Below are 21,035 nucleotides of genomic sequence, written 5' to 3' on the forward strand. Positions count from 1 at the left end.
TGTATCAGCTATGCGTTTTTGGGTTTCGGGAGAAGGCGTAAAACCTTTATTCCGGTGAAATTGGATTCAGCATACTCCTGCACCGTGCGCAGACGAGACATGTCCATCGCAAAGTAGGTATCCGAGTCTTTTTTGATAATGTATTCGTCACCTGCATAGGCGCCACAGAAGTCGACACCCAGCTGTTCGCAACGCCGGTCATCGTCATAGAAAATGCCGGTATGTGAAGGTCGAGCTTCGTTCGTAGCGTGCTCACGTCGAGCAAAATGTCTGGAGGAGTGAATAAAGTATGCGGCGCCGGCTTGCTTCTTTACAATCCCAAGATGCCTGACCAAGATATGACGAAGATCCCCTTGCGCTGTTGTAGGATCCTTAGCAAATACAATAATGTCGCCATCTTGAAGCAGTTTGACATCCATTTTTTGCAAATCTACGGCACGAATGAATGTGTGACTGATGGCGCGCTCGCCACGTACAGGTGCTACAAGCTGCTCACGAAAATCAAAAGCCGCGGGTCGACGAATGACACGAAGATCGACTGCCATCGGAATAATGCATTCCGCCGTTACAAGTGTTGAGGTGACGTCGGTAAGCCAACCTTGCTCGATCGCCCGTTCGAGCAACGACTCCTCAACAAAGTGAAGAAATGAACCTGAAGCCGCATGACGACCTGACGCGGCCTCAACGTCGGGTACATCGTAACGCAGCACTTTAAGTTGCCTTACGAATTGCTCGAATGAGTCCGCGCGGCTCAGAGCAATGACAACGTAAATAAAAGTGATGCAATCCAGATTGGCCAAGTTCACGCGCAACATGTCCTCCGAAAGGATAGGAAGGTTGCTTTCAAACTCAAACGGCGTACCAATTAACCGCTCAGCCCAAACCGCCAATCGCTGACCTGGAGGCAATTCGGAGAATTCAAAGAGCAGGTCTTCGATCTCTTGCCGACTAATGAGATCACCCAGCGAAACGGCGCATGGGATACCGCCAATAACCTCTTGTAAATGAGAATTAGAAGACAAGTCGACCTCCTTGCAACTGGGCGTTATGGCCGTATGGCCAGGCATAGTTATCTCGCCCATGACCAAAACCCGCGCCTCTCACTACACGAACACCTAGAGGTTGTAATAAATTCTCCATCAATTCGTCCGCCGTGTAGTCAGCACCGGCCGGTAAATAGCACCGTACATATTCGCCCAGCACGATAGCTTTAACCCCGTCCAGAGCACCGCTGTCACGCAATTGAAGGACCATGCGATCCAAGCGAAACGCATGTTCTGTAACATCCTCAAGCATGAGAATGGCTCCTCGAGTGTTGATTTGCTGAGGAGTGCCGCACATGCTCGCGAGCATTGTCAGATTTCCACCTATCAGCTTCCCTTCAAGCGCGGCCTGGTTTGATGAGCTCACAGGCATTTCGCCATGAAAGTTACCAGTCAAAATATGCCGTACACGGGCTCTCGTTTCATCGGTCACGCCAGATGCTAGCGTATCAATCATCGGCCCGTGTACAAGCCGCGTATGCCCCTGGAGAGACAAGTAATGCAGCAGTGCTGTCGCATCTGAACAACCAATGACTATCCGATCATCATTCATACCCACAGGCAAGGCCTTGAGACAATGCTGAACCCCAAATCCTCCTCGAGCAATCCATACCACATCGATGCCGGTGGTTTCGAAGGCCCATCGCAAATCGGCGGAGCGCTGATCGTTATCTCCCGCCATATATCGCCACTTTGCTCCGACGTGAGGGCCGGTTATAACTTCATGCCCCCAACTACGTATAAGAGACAGTCCTTGCTCCAGGCCCGCTGGATCAGGTATCCCCGCAGGAGAGATGACCGCTATCGTAAGACGTTTATGGCTCATAATCATTTTTCTCTGGCAATCGAAGTACGGCTGACAATACCGTACTGTCCTCTAGCAAACACTCTTTCAGCGATGCAGGCACACCTGATTCAAGTGCGTATGCAGTGCGGGTACCAACAGCGAATGTAGCCGCATTTTTTTTACGGCGTCGACGCAAGCCGACACCAAGTTGCGCGCACCGTTGTTCGGTGTCATAGAAGACGTTGACGCCGGACTTGCCTTCGGGCAAATGTTCATAGTCTATTACGGATTGCAATACATACGCCTGGGTACGATCCACGAATAGGATCCCCACGTCATATGTCTGATGTGAGGTATTTGCGCGGTTTCTAAAAACAGCAATGTCTCCCGTACACAAACCAAGACTCGAATTTCCCTCAGCAAGGTCAGACTTTTCATCTAGGTCGCCTGCGATCAGAACCAACATGTTGCGCTCTATCGCTTGTTGCAATATTGACATAGTGTTGCGCCGCTGATCATCTGCGAGAGCCCTAGCGCGCAACGCTTGAAAACGCCGAACAAATGATGTCATGTCCTTGGCATCGGCCATCGCAATCGCTATCGCTGCAAGCGCTTCAGAGTCTAGTGCGCCGAGAGATAGAGATAAGCTGGTATCACCGGCCGAAAATCCAGATGACTTTAGACTGACAGGCGTCCCCATAAATGACTCCGCCGCCAGCCATAGGCGATTACCGCTCCCAGAGCGCACACTATTCACGCTTGCAATACGGGCAGCAAGAGAATCTCTTGTCCAGACTCCAAGTTCCAAGCGAACAGAAATGTCCCCGACGTGGAGGCTATCTGCTGAAGGTCGAGATATCACGACAGGGGAAGCAACGGCCGAGCGACGAACACATGCAGACATTTGCTCCATCCGGGTGTTTTGACGCAACTCCTTGAGCGGAATCCGGGCCCCAAGATCTTGCTGGATTCGCCAGGAGAGTTGCGTCAGAAGTAAAGAATACCCCCCCATTAACATAAAGTCGTCTTTCCAACTCAATGGCCGAAGACGGAGCAAGTCATACCAAATGTCGGCGAGACGATGATCTACATCATCGAACGGTCGTTGCTCTACCAACGCCTCTGAAATCTGAGCCTGCTCATTCAGATTCGTTCTTTGAGTATCGATAGCCATCGTACGCATCACGGCCGTCGGAAAGTGCCCCTCTGGTAATTTATCACCCTCTTCGTCAATTTTTTCTATCAGGGTGTAGAAGTCCGACGCAAGCGTGGCGATCGTTTCCTGTTTAAAGGCATCGACTTCGTATTCGAAATGTCCTGTGAATACGTCTCCACGGTCAGAAATGTTCAGCATCAGAGGAAATTTTGCCCGCCCATTGAAAACATTTAAATTTGGGGCGAACCGTCCACCTGCTTGATGAGCAACAGCTATTGACCGCGGTTGAAATTGTAAATACGCATTGATGAGATCCTCGCCTAAAGCTGGATTGGATTTTCGTGCCTGCTCCACAAGGCGCTCATACGTAAATGCACTATGATCAAAGGCATCGAGAAGCTGCTCGCGCACATGCGCTGCCATGCTATTGATTGTCGCGCCCGCTCCAAAATCAATACGGATTGCTAATGTGTTGATAAAACACCCTAATGCTCGACCAAAACGCCGCTGCTCACGGAAAGCTGTCGTCGTGCCCAGCAATAACTGGCGTCCCCCCGACACCGAGTGCAGCAAGATCGACCAGATGCACAGTATGCCGCCGAACTCGGTCAACCGATGCCGACGACACCACGCACGAAATCGATTCACGGCAGAAGGTGGTAATTCGATGGGGTACTCTGCACCACGCCGGTCGCGTCTCGGATCTGTTGGAGCGCAGAGATAGGGAAGTTCTAGCATGGGGAACTCGCCTATGAGTTGCTGATGCCAATACTCGACTAACCGCTGGCGGTCACGCTCGAACCTAGATCGCTCAAAATCAACGTACTCCCGGTATTGTGTTGCTACGGGTAACTGTTCATGACGTTCTCCGTTGCATGCTCGATATAAAACGTCGAGTTCTTCACAGAGCGTATTTATCGTTCGCTGGTCAACAGCAATGTGATGGGTCAAGAGAATCAAGAGATAATCTGACGGCCCCAAAGACCAAAGAAACGCACGAAAAACGGCACCATGTTCAAGATCAATATGTAATGACGCAATTTCCGCGCCCAACACTTCGCAGCGCTTGAGGCGTTGTTCCTCGGGGACCTCAATACTTCCCATCCACTCCAAATTCCATTTTTCGGGTGGAGAGACTTTTTGCCAAGCCACGCCTGCGACGATGGGATAGCTCGTGCGAAGGATTTCATGGCGCGCTACCAGTTGGCGTAATGATTCTGCAAGAACGTCTTGGTTCAAGTCGAAGCTCAGCCGCATTGCCAAAGTAACGTTATAGTGTGGATCATCCGGCGACAATTGAGACATATACCACATGCGCTTTTGGGCAGCTGAAGTAGGATACAAACCAGCAACCGGGATCGTCGCATTATCCGTCGCCATCGTCCGGAGAGAGTGCGGAGTCATTTCGGAGAGGTCACCGCTGTACATTCAACTTAGCCTGCATTGAAGCCACCTCGACAAGTGAAGGCAGTACGTGCTCTCGAGGAACACCAAAGTCGACCAGACATGCAATCTCGTCCACGCCAATTTCTTTTAGTGATCGAGCCATCGCTTCACAGTGAGACGGTGTCCCAATAAGTGAGCCGCCGTTCAGATAACGGCCCACTGCATGGTCGACCAGGGCGCCGCGATCGGCTGCAGCCAAACCACGCACTCTCTCGTAGCTTACTCGCGCGGAAGCAAAGTCCAGATGCGTATCCAGATATTCATAGAGAGCCCCTGCGCCGATCTGCGCTACAACCGTCGGATCTTGATGCACAAAGGTGTGCAACATGACCGTGACTCGCCCAGGACGGCCATTAAGCGCTTTGCGATAGATGGCAATGCGTTGACGCAACCCATCAAGGTCCAATGACAACATTGCAGTCAATACGTTGGATCCGCTGGCACCTGCACTCTCAAAACTCGACTCGCTGTCGGCAGCAGTAATCCACACAGGAAGCTCGCTTTGAACAGGCCGCGGTAGCACGGTGACGTTCTCATTTTCCCCTAAGCCGTTTATTCCGTTATAAGGCTCACCACGCCACATTGCGCGCAACACTCGAGTGCTGTCCGCGAAATGCTCTCGTCGTTTTTCATAACGCGTCGGATTGAGCACGAAATCGGTTGGATGAAAGCCCGGGGCAAGAGCCAGGCCTATGCGTCCATTAGAAATATTGTCGACAACGGACCACTGCTCTGCGATTTCGACTGGATTATGCAGCGGCAACACAATGCTGCCGGCTCTGATTTTTACGCGATGTGTTATAGCCGCAATCGCACTGGCTAACACAGCGGGAGCTGGGAAGAGCCCGCCGAATCGGTGAAAGTGCCTCTCTGGAATCCATATCGCCTCAAAATCGCTTTCATCGGCCAAGCGAGCGGCATCGAGTACAAGCCCATATAAGTTTGGCTGTGCGTGCTGAGAGGTCTCTCCAGAGAAGAAAAACACACTGAATCGCGGGAGGTGCTCGTGGACAGCATTTCCCATTGAGTCTGTATGTGCAGTTGCTGCAAGACCAAACTCAACAGGTCTAGCAGGTGAGGCAAGCGCTGAAGAGGTGATCGTGTCGACCGATAAAGCGCCGTCCATCTCTTCGCTATTCCGCACTAACAGCAATTCAAGCGAGCGGATTGTTGGCTCATGCAAGAACTCACGCAGGGAGATGCGCACTTCGGCTACGCCATTGACACGCTCAAGTACATCGAGTGCGGTAAGCGAGCATCCACCCAGTTCGAAAAAGTTAGTGTCTATATCAATGTCTTCAAGCTGAAGCGCATCGCAAAACGCCTGCTTCGCATAAGCTCGCATTTCTGCAGGGACCGGCTTGGAAACTTGAGTCAATTCGGAGGGTGCGGTAACCGCGGTCGCTTGCTGCACACGAACCATAGCAGGCGGATAGTAGGCCCTTCTCCGGTCCTCAAGTAGCTCGCTTGCATAATCATGTGCTTGCTGCCCTTCAAAGACTAATGGCCAATTGATAGTGGCGCCTAAACACCATGCTTGCCCGATGGCGCGTGTCATGTGCGCCGATGCCCGTTGATCAACTGTGTCAATGAAGTGGATATGAGGCGTCTCAATCGACAAGCTCACCTTAGTCGCTATCGCACCAACAATGACGTGCATCACACTGCCCGTCTCAGACATTAAGGTCCCCACAGCATCATCATCCTCTTCGAACACCACGTGCCAGAAATCACTGTTGTGCAGGTCATCTGACGAGGTATGCCGCGCAAGAGTTGCGGAGTACCAACTGATACCCTCGCGTATTTGTGCCATTTCCAGCGCGTCTTGGAGTTCGCTGGCAGATTCGGCCAACACCAATGCGGCTGCAACGTCCAAGGTTAATGCACCGCTTACGCAAGCAGCCGCGGCCTCACCGAAACCATAACCAGCGACTCGAAGAACAGGAACGCCCATTGCCGCCAGAGTGCGAGCAAGGGCGACTTGTACACAGAGACCCGCCAAACGATCTTGCGATGGCAGAGCAGTCGTATGTTCCCCCACCGTATTCGCAGTACCTTCGGAGCGCCCTACTCTTGAAACGATTGCCGCTAGATTGCGCCGGAAAACGGGGAAGCATCGGCTGAGATCACGGGCAACAGCTGCGGCCCCTCGCAGTTCACCGAAAACAAACAGAGTGCCAAGCCGCTCGCGTTCGACCAGTGAGAAAGCGACTACGGTGGTTGGATCAATTACTCGAACTGCATCGACAGAAGAAACGAAGATAGCGGCGCGCGCGCCTACTCCATTGCTATGGCTCGCCAAGGTAAAAGCCACATCAACGTAACGTAGACCAAGCGTTGCAGCGCGCTTGCATAACGATGCGTATCGAGCACGCAAAGTCTTTTCGTCAGTGCTGACTAAGGGCACAACCACCGGCCACGCATCACTCTCCAATGGATTCGACTGGCTGCGGTCCTCTGGTTGACTTTGAATGATCAGATGGGCATTTGTTCCCCCGAGGCCGAACGAGCTGATAGCAGCAGTAAGGGCTCCCACACTCGTCCAGGGAACAACCTTTTCTGCAAAAGAGAACTGTTCCTGGTGGCGGCGACTCTCGTCATGCAATCGCTCAAACGCTGCTTGCGGCACTATTTTCCGATGCTGCAACTGCAGGATAAGCTTGATCATCCCCGCGATTCCGGCAGCCGCATCAAGATGTCCGATGTTGGCTTTTACGCTACCTAGATAGACACGATGCTCAGGGCTATCGTCCAAGTGCAGCGCCTCGGATAGCGCAGCCAGTTCGATCGCATCTCCGACAGCGGTCCCGGTCCCGTGAGTTTCAACATAAGAAATGTCGCTCACCGACACCGTGGACCTCTCGAACGCTTGGCGAATAACTCGAACCTGGCCTTGCGTCGAAGGTGTCGAGAAGCCCATGCGATGACGGCCATCATTATTTACTGCACTGCCACAGATAACAGCGCGTATGGCTCGCTCAGCGGCCTGTGCGTCCGATAACCGTTGCAAGACCAGAATACCGACACCTTCACCGCGAACCGTGCCTGATGCACCCGCGTCGAAAGGTCGACATTGGCCGTCACGGGACATAATTCCATCCGGCACATATTTGTATCCGACATGTTGCGGCCACCCAATTGCAACGCCGCCGACGATTGCAAGGTCGCATTCACCCGCATGTAAAGCCTGGCATGCCAGGTGAACCGCAACGAGAGAGCTGGAGCACGCCGTCTGCACTGTCAGTGCAGCGCCCTCCGCACCAAGCCGATAGGCTACGCTTGTCGCCAGGTGAGCTGCACCGTTGAGTACATCAGCGCTGAATGAAGCAATCTCGCTTGCACCCGATAGGCAAGCTGTTCTGTATTCGTTATGGCTTTGCGCGGCAAATACGGCTGTACGCGTAAGATCTCGGCCGTCGATGCCAGCATCCTGTAGAGCAAGTCTGGCGCATTCGAGAAACTGCCTGTGCTGGGGATCGGTAAGAGCTGCCTCAGCCGGAGACATTCCGAACGAAGCCGGGTCGAACATTAGCGCGTCGTCCAAAAGGCCTCGGTACGGGACATAATCTGGATGGTCCAGATCTGAAGGTGCGACGCCATCGGCGATCATGGCCTCACGCTCTAGGCGCTGAATCGTGACCTTGCCCGAGCAGAGGTTTTCCCAAAAAGCGGCAGGAGAATTTGCACCGGGGAATCGACACCACATTCCAACTACTGCAATTTTGTTTTGCGAACTGTCCATAGTCATTTCTAATTCGAATAGTTAACTTGCTTATTGATTTGAGCCCCGCGCGAGACGAGGAGCGCCACCTGGGAGGGAACTGTCGAGTGCCTGAAAAGATCGGCGATACTGACCGTGACCCCTAGCCTTTCAACTAAGCGCCGCCGTAACCCGAGCATCAGTAATGAGTGCCCTCCGACATCAAAGAATGTCGCAGTTGCTGGGATGTGATTGGTGTGTTTTAGAAGCTCGCGCCAAATCTGCCGTACGCAGCCACCCAAATCAGAGCTGTCAGTCACTTCAACGGTACGGTTCACCTTCACCCTGGATAGCAAGTCCTGCGTATCGAGCTTGCCGGAAATGTGGCGCGGAATTGCGTCTATAACTTCAGTCATTCCGGGCACCCATCCAGCGGGCAAACGCTCACGGAGCCACAGATCCAGTTCAGATGTCTGCAACACATATCCACTTTTTGGTTTCACGAACGCGACCAGTTCGTCTTGCGGGTTGCTTTCCTCACCGGGGACAACAAGAAGCTCTACCTCCTGAACCCCCGGGTAGCTGTATATAACTTTTTCAACGCCTGACGGCTCGATCCGTATGCCACGGATCTTTAATTGAGAGTCGATACGCCCGTAATATTCGAGTTCTCCCTGCTCGTTCCAGCGCACAAGATCGCCTGTACGATAAGCTCGGGCGTCTGTACCTTCTGCGAACGGTACCGTACAAAATCCATTAGCCGTGGTCTGTCCCAAATAACCAATACCGACACAATCACCCGATACCACCAACTCGCCGACAGCACCACGTGGGAGGAGCCAGCCGTCCTTACCGGTCACATAGGCTTGTACGTTGGGCAGTGGTCGTCCAATGGGAACAATGGCGCCTGTGTCGCCAGATATCTCATGATAAATGCATCCGATTGTGGCCTCGGTCGGGCCATAAAGATTGACAATTCTGGCGGCTGGCAAGAGTGCTGAAAGGCGACGCGCTGTTTCAGCGCGAAGGCGCTCCGCTCCGAGTATCACCCAGCGCAGACCTTGCAATCGACCGACTGCCGAGTTTGCACTCTCGAACTCTGGCAACAACGATTGAAGAACCGAAGGCACGAAATCCGCAACCGTGACCTGTTCTCGTGCAACGAGTGTGGCGAGCGCCTCTACGTCAAATAGTTCGTGCCGCTCCGGCAACACACAGGTGCCACCTCTCGTGAGAGGCCAAAGCACTTGCCATACAGCACTGTCGAAGGCAAGGGGTGTTGTCTGAAGCGTGTTGGGCATTTCATCGCCAAAGAAACTAGTCATCCAGGCGAACCTGTTAAGCAATCCTCGTTGGGCAATGGCGACTGCTTTCGGCCGAGCGGTCGAACCTGAGGTAAAAATGACGTAGACAGCCGCCTCCCCGGTTAGGGTTTCTGATTTCTTGCGTCCAACTTCCTGCCCGCGCGGGCGCAATGCCACACTTGCCCCGTCCTGCTCGATCAAGATGGAGGCCCCCACGTCATCAAGTGCTGCCTCTCGAACTGAGGACGGCCACGCAGGATCAATCGGCAGAAATGCGGCGTCTGCCATGAGAATGCCTAAGGCCACAGCCGCAGGGTTAATGTCATCGTTCGCGATGAAAGGAACTATCGAGCCCTTACTAACCCCATGCTCAACCAACCGCTCTGCCAGATGTTGTGCGGCCATTGCCAGCTCAGCGTAAGTCTGCATATGCCGACCGCGTAATGCCCACGCCCCAGGGCGTCTGCGCGCATTTTGAAGAAATTGCTCCACGATCGAGTCTTGCTGCCTTGGCATGTTACCGCCAGAGGCCAATGCATACACGATCTCGTCTCGCTCCTTTTTCGGAACAATCACCATAGATTCCAGTGCGGCGTGCTCACTCGCAATGCCATTGGTCATCACGGTACAAATCTGCTCACACACACGCCCAAGCCATCTAGGGTGGAGACGACCGCCTATCCCATCAAGTGATAAAACGACCTCCTCCGCGCGCAACTCCACGGTTAGGGCCAAGTCACAACTCAATGTTGAGGAGTTCGTATCAACCGGCGCCAACGTTCGCAAGCGGCCGGTTTCCACTCTCAAATAATGAACTGACAGCACCGCCTGAAAGAGTGGATGTCGTCCTGACGCTCTCACAGGGTTAACAAGCGCGAGAATATCTTCAAAGGGCAAGTCAGCGTGGTCGAGCGCGCCGGCAATCGCTAAGGTGGCGTGGCGGCACAGCGCCAAGAAATCTCCTTCAGCAGGCAACCGACAACGCACCGGCAGAACATTCAGTAAAGGCGCGACAAGCTCATCATCTTCACCTGCCTCGCGCAACGATGTCGGCATGCCAATAGTGACGTCATTCTCTCCAACGTGTCGACAGAGGACGAGCGAGTAAGCGGCGAGAAACACGGCCGTCGGTGAGAATCCTTTCAAACTGCAAAACTCGAACAGCGACTTCCGCAACGGCTCATTTAGTTTCAAAGATTTCCGTATGCTGGTGACCGTGCGCGAAGGCTCCAATACTGACAATCCAGGAAGATTGAGCACGGTGACCGAGCCATCAAGCGCTTTGCGCCAATAACTGGATGCGTCCTCTCGCACCTGGTCACTCGCCGTCTGCAGGCGCGTAACAGCCTGGGCGAAAGAAGGAGGAGCATCCAGTTGGGGTTGGGCGCCATCGAGGACTATCGATGCGTAAGCACGATCGAAGTCGTGCAGGATCACCTCACAGGATCTCGCATCGGCGATGATGTGGTGGCAAACCATGACTAGTCTGTCATCTTCTGGTCCCGATAAAATCGCAGCTCGTAGCAAAGGGCCATCACAAAGGTCAAACGGCTCACGCAGGCTGGCAGGAAGATGCTGCGGCGTTAATACCTCCGGCAAACGTGCCACCGATTCAAATGCTAGAGGTGCTGCGACGAAATTGGCGATGGTGATTGATGGTGGATCGCTATCGACCATTTTGGCCCGCAGCATTTCATGACGATCGAATACACAACGCATGGCGGCAACAGCTGCCTCTAAATTGACGCGCCCATGCAGACGGGCTGCCCAGAGAATGTGATTCCCATCGTCAGCGCCACGCAGTTGCACGTTAAACCAGAAGCGTAACTGCTGCGGTAGAAGGGCTAATGATTCGGTTACAGTATTTGAAAGGCTCGTCTGTGAGGGGCTGCTTTCAGCGGCAAAGCATTCTAACGTAGGGTCTAGCAACAACGATGAGGGCAATATTCGACGTCCAATGAGGCGTCCGACGGCGGCGCATACCGACATAGCCATCAATGAGTTTCCACCCAGTCGCATGAAAGTATCGGCCGGACCTATTGGGTGCTCCAAGCGAAGCACTTTGGACCACGTCGCGGCTATCGCCTGCTCATGCTCGGTCAGACTGCGTCCTTGATAGGCCCCAGTCAAACCGGGCAATGGCAGTTGGTTCCAGTCGATTTTTCCATTCGAAAGTCGGGGCAACAACGGCACTGTCATCACGATCGGCAGCATCGCTGAAGGCAAGCGTGTGGCCAGAACACTTCGCCATTGCTCTGGTGTTCTGGTGCCGGCATCAGCTACCTGTACCACATAGGCAACCAACGCTGCATTACCTACTTCTCGCTGCCAAAACCGCAAGCATGCTTGTGCAACACCGTCTAGGCGATGCAATGCAGCCTCCACTTCTGCAGGCTCTATACGCACCCCAGCGACTTTGATTTGGTGATCTCGCCTTCCAATGTGAACAAGGCGACCATCGGGTAAAAAGCGACCTATGTCCCCCGTTCGATGAGCACGTGGTCTGGTGGCCGTATCGAGCAAAATTAATGCAGCAAGATCGTCCGGATGGTGTACATAGCCAAGTTTGACGTACGGGCTTCTAATCTCGATCTCTCCCGTCATCGTCGATTCGCCTATTTCATCGCTAATGAGCGCGATATCGGTACCGGTGACAGCTGTACCGATAGGCAATGAGGGCAAGTCACAGGCTTCACCGTGACGAAAGTGTGCCTGGAGTGCCATCGTGGACTCAGTCGGGCCGAAACCGTTGATCAGGATTGCCTCAGGCGGACAGCGGCGATTGAACAACGCAAGATCTTCGGACAGAGCCGCTTCGCCCCCAAGGACGATGCATCGAATCAACGGCAAGGAAAGGGGACCGGCGCTTGTGAATACCTCCCGAAATACCGACGGTGTTCCATGAAAGATGGTGATGGTCTCTTGAGAAAACCATCCGAGCAGGCCCGCGATACCACTCCTGGATAGATTCCAGGCAACCAAACGTGCGCCACTTGCCAATGCGCCAAATATATCCATCAGGGCTGCGTCGTAGCAGACATCAGCGATAAGACTAATGTGGTCGCTCTGCGTCATACCGACACTACGTACGTAGGTCATGATGTGGTAATTCAACGCGTCGGCGTCTTGTGCCACCCCCTTGGGGCGTCCTGTGGTGCCGGAAGTGAATAATACATACGCCGGCGCAGACGCCCCGGGGACAGGACCTCTTGCCACTATTGATATCGGACCAGAGTCTTTTGGGTCTGCAACATTGATAATGGATGAAATAGGGACTTCTGCCGATGGCCACAAAGAAGCCGTGTCGACTATGGCCACTTGTGCACCGACCGAACTAACAATATCACCTAATCGGCTTACCGGTTCCTTCTGGCTGACAGGGACAAAAACACATCGGTTCTGCAGGCAAGCAAGCATGGCTGCTACAGAGGAAATCACACTGCCACACCAAATGATGACCGGGGCTCCAGGTGCTGCAACCCGGTTGAGGTGCGCGCCAATGTTACGAGAAAGCTCGTGTAGAGCTTTTCTCGATATCGACATACCGTCAGCAGAGATTGCACAAGCATCCGGGTGTCGCTGTACGTGCTCTTCGAAGCAATCCACAACGGATCGCGTATCGACTGAATGCACCGCAGGAGCGCATGCGGAAGGTGATAGCGAGAACGGAGTACCTTTAACTGACGCTTCAATTGACGCAACCCAGCCGCTCAGCAACCAATCTAGGGTCTCACCACGAAAAGAGGCGGTGCGGCCATCAACGTAAAGCTCTGCACCTGTCTTGTGAACCCGCACTTGGAAATCCAGAAGCGCGTCAGACACCCCCAGATTGACTTCCTCAGCAATGAAGTCAGATTTTTCCAAACGCCGCGCTGGGGCATCGATCATGCCGAAACGCACGGGGAGAAGGTCCTTCCCTGCGTAGAGAGCACGCGCGAGCCCCTGCAACTGAATCGCAGATGCGTGGGCATGTAAGTGGCTACTGCGCACGGCGTCACGCACAACGCCAAGAACATCCGCCCACGGGGCTGTTTGGCTCATCTCAATAATAAGCGGCACAAGTGCAGCTTCGAAGCCTATCTGCGGGTCTAGGAATGGCGAACGCGTCGACATCATGGTGCCCAAGACTACATGTGACTGCCCGCTCCAAATCGAAAGCAAACGCGACAGTGACGCAACAAGAAATTCGTATCGCGTCAAGCCTCGAATTGAAGCGACCTCTCCAATTTTTGCCCAAGTGGTGGCCCCAAAAAGGTGACGTCTCCTCTCGCAATCAAGTTGTCCATGGGAAGCCGTACTTGCGGTGAAATCAAGAGGAATCGAAATGGGTGGTACCCGTTCAACTTTGCATTTCCACCAAGCGATATCTTTTTCGTCAGTTATCTCATCGTGCGGCATGAACTCAGGTTGTGCCGTTTGTGGCTCCCCAGAAACACCTTCGAGCGCTTTCTGAAACTGCCGCATGATGATGTCGACCGACACTTCATCTACCAACAGATGGTGCAGGGTCAGCAGAAGCCAAGGAGCGAGATCTGGTCGAAGGAAGAGCTGCCCTTGCCATCCGTACCCGTCCCGAGGGTCGATGGGCGTGCGCGCTGCGGCGACTACTTTCGCGTAGAGCACTTTATCGTCGGCAGCAATCGACTCGATCAACAGAGGCAGCTCAAGGTCAGAAAATACCCATTCCCCGTCCTCACTGGCACGAGCAGACAAGAGTGGGTTGTTCTTTTGAACCTGCTTCAGTGCCGCCTCAATTTCGGAAAGCGATACCCGACTAACGAACTTCAAGCAAAAGGCAACGTTGGCAACGGGCGCTGGCGCCATGAGCATTGAGAAACTCAGCATCTGGCGTTGCGCAGACGTCATCGGTAGCGCTTTCACGTGTACAAGGCCACCGAAAGGCAAAGCATCGATTTTTTTGTTCAGCGCAACTCGTTGACTAAATTCAGTTAGTTTCGGTGACTCGAACAACGTTGAAACTGGAACGGCCACGCACAGAGTCTTAGCCAGACGATGAGCAACCACGTGCGCCGCTCTGGAGTCGCCTCCGATTTCAAAGAAGTGATCGTTGCGCCCTACTGCCGCGATGCCAATAACATCAGACCATATGCCTGCAATCACCTTCTCAAGCGAAGAGACCGGCTCCTCCTCACGTGTAAGCGGCTCACCGATCTCCTGCACGGGGGCTGGTAGATTTCTTCTGTCTACTTTGCCATTGGCGTTAAGCGGCAGAGACTCCATCACCACCCAAACGCTTGGAAGCATGTAGACAGGTAGCGTAGCCGCCAATGCTTCGCGCAATGCACCTCTATCGATCTTTTGATTCTTCGTCGCCACGTAAGCAACCAGTTGCTGCGAATGCGGCGTGGGCTCATGCAGCAACACCGCTGTCGCGTAAACGCCGGGCTGTTGAGCAATCAAATGCTCAATCTCGCCAAGCTCAATACGTACACCGCGTAATTTGATCTGTGTGTCTAGTCGGCCGAGGTACTCCAATGCGCCATCGACACGATAACGCACACGGTCGCCCGTACGGTACATACGGGAACCTGGGGAACCGAATGGATTGTTTATAAAGACCTGCTCAGTCAGTTCTGGCTTTCCCAGGTAACCGCGAGCGAGCCCCGCCCCTGCAATGAACAGCTCTCCAACTACACCTGCCGGAACAGGTTGTAAGCAGGAGTCCAGCACATATAGCTGTGTGTTTGCGATAGGACGCCCAATGGGTATGCTGAGCGACGTATCGCCCGGTAAGCACGTCCAAGACGACACATCCACCGAGGCCTCGGTTGGACCATACAGATTGTGCAGGCTCGTATCAGACAAGCACTGGTGAAAAGCCCTGGCGAGCGCGACAGGTAATTCTTGACCGCTACAAAAGACATGGCGCAACGAACCGCACTGCCCCTCTACAACCTCATTGAGAAACGGCTCCAGCATGGGGGGAACAAAGTGCATTACGGTAATGCCCTTTTGTTCGACTAGCGAATAAAGGTATTGCGCATCCTGGTGGCCACCGGGTTTAGCCATAATCAGCATGGCTCCTTGGGTCAGCGGCCAGAAAAATTCCCACAGGGAGACATCAAATGAGAACGGCGTCTTTTGCAGGATTCGATCATCTCCAGAGATCGGATAGGCACGCTGCATCCAGAGAATCCGGTTCACAATTCCCGCATGAGTAATGCAGACCGCTTTGGGTTGGCCTGTGGAGCCAGAGGTGTACAAGACGTAAGCTAGATGACTGGTTGCCACCGGTGGCAGATTAATGTCGTTGTTATTCCCATGCTCATCTTCCAACCAGCAAACAGGCTGGGACAGCACGGGCAGGCGGTTCTGCAAATGACGTTGAGCTAAGATGATCGCCACTTTAGCGTCGTCTGCCATGAACCGAATGCGATCGGCGGGCAGCGTGGGATCAAGGGGGAGATAGGCACCTCCCGCCTTAAGGGTGGCCAATAACGCAACGACCATGTCGATGGACCGCTCGGCAAATACTCCGACAATGCAGTCAGGACCCACTCCAAGCGAACGCAAGTGTCGAGCTACATCCGTGGCCCGAGCGTCCAGTTCTGCATAGCTGGTGCACTCATCCTCAAATGCGATGGCAAGCGCGTTCGGGGTCCGCATGACTTGCTCTTCAACTAGGCCGACCAACGTCTCATGGCCAGGGATCTCTTCGTCGGTCGCATTCGATTGCTGAACTAACCTGATGTACTCATCGGCCCCCAGAAGCGGCAAGTCCCTTAGGAGACTCATTGGCTCGCTTACAATCCGTTGCAGTACAGCACTCAAACTATCGGCGACGTTAACGTGTTCGATCTTCCGTTGCACATCGCTGCTGTAAGTCCATTTAGCGACTGCTCCCTCCCCCAAAACAAGCCGAACCTCAGCATCATTGGCCTCATATAAAGCAGCGCTGCTTGCCCAACTGGCGAACGTAGCCTCACCGTCAAAAACGAATTTTAGCCCCTCGGCTGAGGCACCAATGAGCATGACATGAACAACATCGAGTTGGGCGACGCGGGCCACGGCCACCGCCAAAGCTGCCGAAATGACGTGCTCCAGAGGGGATTTAATGGGGTGGAGCAATACGTTCAGGATGCCCTCCGGCAAGGCCTCCAGCTGTTGGTAGGAAGGCCAAGCAAGCGGCGACAACTGTCTATCGACATCGTCCATCGTCCTCAGGCGTACCCGGTCTACCTTGCCGTTCGGCAAACGCGGGATCAGAGGGCACGTCTTCCATTCAGTTGGAACCATGTAGCGCGGAAGACGCTGCATTAATGTCGAACGAGCACCCTCGATGATTTTTTCGCTTACGCTGTCCGTAGAGAGATGGGCGACTAGGCGCAATGGCTCGCCAGCGACAGCAACCGCTACCACGGCAGCGTCGATCACTCCAGGACACTGCCGAAGCAGATCTTCTACTTGCGCCGGCTCAACTCTGAACCCGCGTATCTTGATTTGATCATCACTCCGTCCCAAACACTCTAGGTTCCCATCTGCTCGCCAGCGGCCAAGGTCACCCGTCCGGTATCCACGTACGGTTCTTCCCCCAATTTCCTTGGTGAAGAACCTGGCCCGCATATCATCCGGACGCCCTAGATATCCGGCAGCAACACCGGCCCCCAAAATGACAATTTCCCCTACATCACCGGCATTCACTTCATCTCCATTCTCTCCCTCCAAGCGAATGGACGTTTCACGAATGGGACGGCCAATGGTAGGCGATGAGTCTTTGGACGTTAGCTCGCAGAAGGTGGAGTAAACGGTCGTTTCAGTCGGGCCATAAAGATTGCATACGCGGCTCACCCCAGGTTGCGCGTGAAGGTCACGAACGAGATCGGCGTTTACCGGCTCGCCCGCGACGTTTATCGTACGCGCCGTCGTCGGTATGGCATTCATGCGCAGCAATTCGCGCATGACGCTTGGTACCGTATTGATCAATGAGATCGGGAGTGATGGCGTATCATCGACGAGAGACAAGGCATCGCTAACGACATATACCGTACCGCCGCAAGAGAGGGGCAAAAACATCTCAAACACCGATATATCAAAGCAAATCGATGTCGAGAACAGAACGCACTTTGTCTCTTCGTGAGTGTAGCGATCAAGCGCCCATTGAATTAGATTGACGACGTTGTTATGACCGACCAGCACGCCCTTGGACTTTCCTGTCGATCCCGATGTGTAGATGAGGTAGGCAATTGAGCCATCGTCGATCTGGGCATTCGGCTGATCCTCTGACACTGAGGGCAAATCTTCAGCCGTGCAGATTTTAACTTGATGCTGAGCCTGTGGCACGTCGCTCGCGTCGTCGCACAATACGACGCGCGCCGCTGAATCCTCAAGAACAAATTCCCGATAAGCTGCCGGGTAAGCAGGATCAAGCGGCACATAGGTGCAACCAGCTCGCAATATGCCGAGCAAAGCACAGATAAGGTCCGGGGTGCGATGAAGAGCAACAGCAATGCGCTCTCCTGGCTTCGTGCCAAGTTGTACAAGCGCTGCCATCCATTGGTTTGAGCGAGCGACTAACTCCTGATAAGTCAGCGCTTGCGCTCCGTCTCCAGCAATGGCGCAAGCAAGTGGCGTAAGTTCCGCTTGCTCCAGGACGAAGTCGTGGAGAGTCTTTTTCGATGAAACGTCATATTGAACGTCGTACGCCTCAGGGTCTAAATACATCTCACTTCCTTACTGGGCTTTATCCACAACTGCACACGGAGTTGACTTCCCCGCCGTACTCACGAAACAACTCAACCCATTCAATGAGTATCGCGTGATCCCGTGGAGACAAAGGAGTAAGGCTGTGCTCAAGTGTTATCTCTCCATGACGGGCATGAAGAACACGATCAGCCATTTGCGCAATGATCGGTTGCGAGACAATGCTAAAAGCAAGCTCCCCACAATCAACTCGTACTGCCTCACCAGTAGCTTCGTAAACCTGAGGGTATAAATTACACAACGGACGTTTCGAAGAAACTGCCAATATGCGTTCTGCTGCCTGGATTGCAAAGCTGATTTCTGAGGTCATAATTTTCGTATGCGTTCTGGATGATATTATGGCGCAAGCACAATGGCTGCATACTGAAGATCTTTGGAGGGATCACGCATTGCGTCCCTGCGATAACTATGAAATCGCGGAGAAGCGCCCTCTACACGTTCGGTACCGCAAATGGTGCATTCACCACTATTGGAGTGCCTCGCAACCCCAATACAATTCAGTTGTGTTTGCACAATAATGGTCAGCGACAATTTGCGGGGCTGCGGAGAAAACGCAGCACGGGGAATTTTGACCTTCTGCTCGAAGTCGTCAATTAGCTGCTCCGACACTTCATAGCAGCACCCTTGAGCACACGGCCCCAAGGCAGCAACCCAGCGGCTGAGATCTTCCCCAACACCAGCTAGGACACCGCCAAACTCGTGCACAATCCCCTCGTACGCACCTCGCCATCCGATGTGCAGTGCAGCTATTGCACCACCATCAACGCGCGCCAATAGCACGGGAATACAGTCTGCAGTTGGAATAGAAAGCACGAGCCCGGGCTGATAGGTGATAAGACCATCAGCGTCGCCCACATCTTCGCAATACTCTGACACCTGTACTACTCGCGCGCCGTGCACTTGCCGCTTAGTTGCACGCTGCTCCCAATAAGGAGCAACACTTGGTGGCACGTTTTTCTTTCGACAACCAAAACCGTGCTGAATACCGGGGATCGTCGCGAGTAAAGGGCTAATGATTGCTTCATCCATTGAGGCACCTGCAGAATTATCATTCATGAATGCAATGGCTCTTGGAGAGCTTGCACCTAGCAGCTATTAGTCGTTCGAAATACCGAAGAGACGATTATCGGCCAATCACTTTGTCAGACGATTTAACACGAGAAAGCTTTGTCCTATCCCTTGAAACTATTGGCTCTACCGGTATGACTGGCAGTCATCACCTGCGCCATCAAACCCCTATGCAGTTGCTAGGCACAGTAACGACAGTTCATGACAGTCTCATTACATCCGGTACTAGTTCATTGGAATCGGCGCGCACCAAAACTAAAGGAGCTGACGATGGACTTAAAAGCAGAAAAAGCACCGGACATTGGATGCAAGCACGGAGGCTGCCGACTTGCGAAGCGCATTGGCCCCATCCCTAGGCCTTACCGGCGCCGACCATCAAGTCGGGCTTGTAGTGATGCGCCCTCTTATACCGCCCTCCGCACACTAGCAAAAGCCTGTAGCAGTAGCAGTCATCGAAACCACGGCCCTCCAACGTCACTGGGAAACGTGAACTACGCGAAGCTCAAATCGTTGGCACAACTGTGAAAGTCTCTGCCGAGTACGGATACGGCACCGAATGCTCCACCTGCCACCTGGTGAATCCACCCGATACAGCGTTTTGTCCTTACTGCTCACACGACCAGAGTCACATGCAGCCGATCTCTATCGCGACGGACTATGCGGCCACGTTCCACCTGCGTATGCGCAGCTCCGCCAAGCCCGGCCGCTCCCTCGGTGCCGTACCGACGTTGACGGTCGAGCCGGATCTATAGCGATGCCTCTTTTGCTCGCCTTCTCAGCCCGGCAAAAGCTTGTAGCAGTTGAGTTTTGACAACCCCGACACGCATTTCCCATGCTGTGGCCGTGTCTCGCTGACGTTGTCAGGCTCCCGAGCACTGACGTCGAGTGACCGGCTAATTCGGCCACCACTTGAGCCGCTGTATACGTGCCCGCAACCAGCCGACAAGAGACGCCGAGGATGGGGCTGGGTCAGCTGCGTGCGTTATTGGTGCAACCCTCACTCCCCGTTTATAGCTGGTGGTCAGGGATCCAACCGATTCGGCAGCGAAAGTTCCTTCAACGACATCGAGGCCGTGCAACAAACCGCATTTGCTCGACAGTTGAAAGCCGTGAGCCATATAAAACTTGTTTCGGTTCTTCCTTGCCTCATCCTCAATGGCATGCGCCTCCGCCAAGCTTCCGGGGGCAACGCAGTAGCTCGTCAGGTGTTGGCCTTGCAGCCACTCGATAACAGCCCCCATCAGGGCGCTGCCAATGCCAATTTTGTCAGGGCTCGCCTTGATGGCATTGACAGGGCCAAAGCGCACGGTCTTTGTCGTGTGGCAAATGGTGGCCGAAAATGTATTGGTGGTCGGCTTGTACTGGAAGGGCGGCAAAAACCCCAATTTTTTATGTGGGGTAGGTGCACTGATTTGAAAGTATTCGAACTCGTAGCCAGCAGTTTCAGTCTCGCCATCCGCGGCGAAGACGCCTTGCAATACAGTAGTCTTTACGGCTAACCGACGGAGAGCTCCTGCAACAACCACCTCCATTGTATGCGTTAGCACCATGTCCTCAGGCTGGACGCGGGTCCGGAATTTTTTCTCAATACTTTGAAAATCTATGTGCACCAAAACCTCTAGAACTGTCCGACGGTGATGAAAGAACATGTTACCGCGCTTATTGGCTACCGCGCCAAACTCGCCGCGACCCAGCTCGACAGGCCTACGGTGCGCGCCAAGCCAGCGCTAGTCGCCGGGGAACGCTGCGCTGCGTGGTGCGTACTGACAAGGCGTCGCCTGGGCGATCGAGGTGCGCCAGCCAGCGACGG

Annotated in this window: 8 protein-coding genes; 1 reads left to right on the plus strand and 7 read right to left on the minus strand. The window is 53.8% G+C overall.

What is annotated here, in order from left to right; all coding sequences use genetic code 11:
- Nucleotides 1-8: 8 nt before the first annotated feature.
- The 6 genes from ACWHXD_RS14645 to ACWHXD_RS14670 all read right to left on the minus strand — a co-directional run bounded on the left by ACWHXD_RS14645 (nucleotide 9) and on the right by ACWHXD_RS14670 (nucleotide 19,213).
- On the minus strand, nucleotides 9-1,022 hold the full coding sequence (locus ACWHXD_RS14645) for an N-acetylmuramoyl-L-alanine amidase-like domain-containing protein (RefSeq protein WP_019819757.1): 1,014 nt from the start codon (nucleotides 1,020-1,022) through the stop codon (nucleotides 9-11).
- Nucleotides 1,012-1,875 (minus strand): S66 peptidase family protein, encoded by an 864-nt coding sequence (locus ACWHXD_RS14650; RefSeq protein ID WP_323570853.1) that lies wholly within the window; start codon nucleotides 1,873-1,875, stop codon nucleotides 1,012-1,014. Before ACWHXD_RS14650 ends, ACWHXD_RS14645 begins: the two co-directional genes overlap by 11 nt.
- On the minus strand, nucleotides 1,859-4,414 hold the full coding sequence (locus ACWHXD_RS14655) for a condensation domain-containing protein (protein WP_019819761.1): 2,556 nt from the start codon (nucleotides 4,412-4,414) through the stop codon (nucleotides 1,859-1,861). Before ACWHXD_RS14655 ends, ACWHXD_RS14650 begins: the two co-directional genes overlap by 17 nt.
- Nucleotides 4,401-8,174: a MupA/Atu3671 family FMN-dependent luciferase-like monooxygenase gene (locus tag ACWHXD_RS14660; protein ID WP_074059239.1), complete on the minus strand. Its 3,774-nt coding sequence runs from the start codon at nucleotides 8,172-8,174 to the stop codon at nucleotides 4,401-4,403. Before ACWHXD_RS14660 ends, ACWHXD_RS14655 begins: the two co-directional genes overlap by 14 nt.
- 8 nt (nucleotides 8,175-8,182) lie before the next feature.
- The gene (locus tag ACWHXD_RS14665; protein WP_019819764.1) at nucleotides 8,183-18,118 is read right to left on the minus strand and encodes a non-ribosomal peptide synthetase; all 9,936 of its coding nucleotides are present in this window, start codon (nucleotides 18,116-18,118) and stop codon (nucleotides 8,183-8,185) included.
- 375 nt (nucleotides 18,119-18,493) lie between these two features.
- Nucleotides 18,494-19,213 carry a purine nucleoside phosphorylase YfiH/LACC1 family protein gene (locus ACWHXD_RS14670; RefSeq protein ID WP_171905452.1) on the minus strand — a complete coding sequence of 240 codons (720 nt, stop codon included), beginning with the start codon at nucleotides 19,211-19,213 and terminating at the stop codon, nucleotides 18,494-18,496.
- Nucleotides 19,214-19,854: 641 nt separating this feature from the next.
- Here ACWHXD_RS14670 and ACWHXD_RS14675 point away from each other — a divergent pair.
- Entirely contained in the window at nucleotides 19,855-19,977 is a 123-nt protein-coding gene (locus ACWHXD_RS14675) for a hypothetical protein (protein WP_256203228.1), read from the plus strand.
- A gap of 141 nt (nucleotides 19,978-20,118) precedes the next feature.
- Here the strand turns inward: ACWHXD_RS14675 and ACWHXD_RS14680 are convergent, their stop codons facing one another.
- Nucleotides 20,119-20,874: a GNAT family N-acetyltransferase gene (locus ACWHXD_RS14680; RefSeq protein WP_019819770.1), complete on the minus strand. Its 756-nt coding sequence runs from the start codon at nucleotides 20,872-20,874 to the stop codon at nucleotides 20,119-20,121.
- Between the last annotated feature and the right edge of the window lie 161 nt (nucleotides 20,875-21,035).

Source organism: Pseudomonas fjordensis (genome assembly GCF_976987115.1).

Excerpts from the sequence above, each read along its gene's own strand:
- ACWHXD_RS14665 (WP_019819764.1), bottom strand. The coding sequence starts at position 18,118 with ATGTATTTAGACCCTGAGGCGTACGACGTTCAATATGACGTTTCATCG.
- ACWHXD_RS14675 (WP_256203228.1), top strand. The coding sequence starts at position 19,855 with ATGCAGCCGATCTCTATCGCGACGGACTATGCGGCCACGTTCCACCTG.
- ACWHXD_RS14650 (WP_323570853.1), bottom strand. The coding sequence starts at position 1,875 with ATGATTATGAGCCATAAACGTCTTACGATAGCGGTCATCTCTCCTGCG.
- ACWHXD_RS14660 (WP_074059239.1), bottom strand. The coding sequence starts at position 8,174 with ATGGACAGTTCGCAAAACAAAATTGCAGTAGTTGGAATGTGGTGTCGA.
- ACWHXD_RS14680 (WP_019819770.1), bottom strand. The coding sequence starts at position 20,874 with ATGTTCTTTCATCACCGTCGGACAGTTCTAGAGGTTTTGGTGCACATA.
- ACWHXD_RS14655 (WP_019819761.1), bottom strand. The coding sequence starts at position 4,414 with ATGTACAGCGGTGACCTCTCCGAAATGACTCCGCACTCTCTCCGGACG.
- ACWHXD_RS14670 (WP_171905452.1), bottom strand. The coding sequence starts at position 19,213 with ATGAATGATAATTCTGCAGGTGCCTCAATGGATGAAGCAATCATTAGC.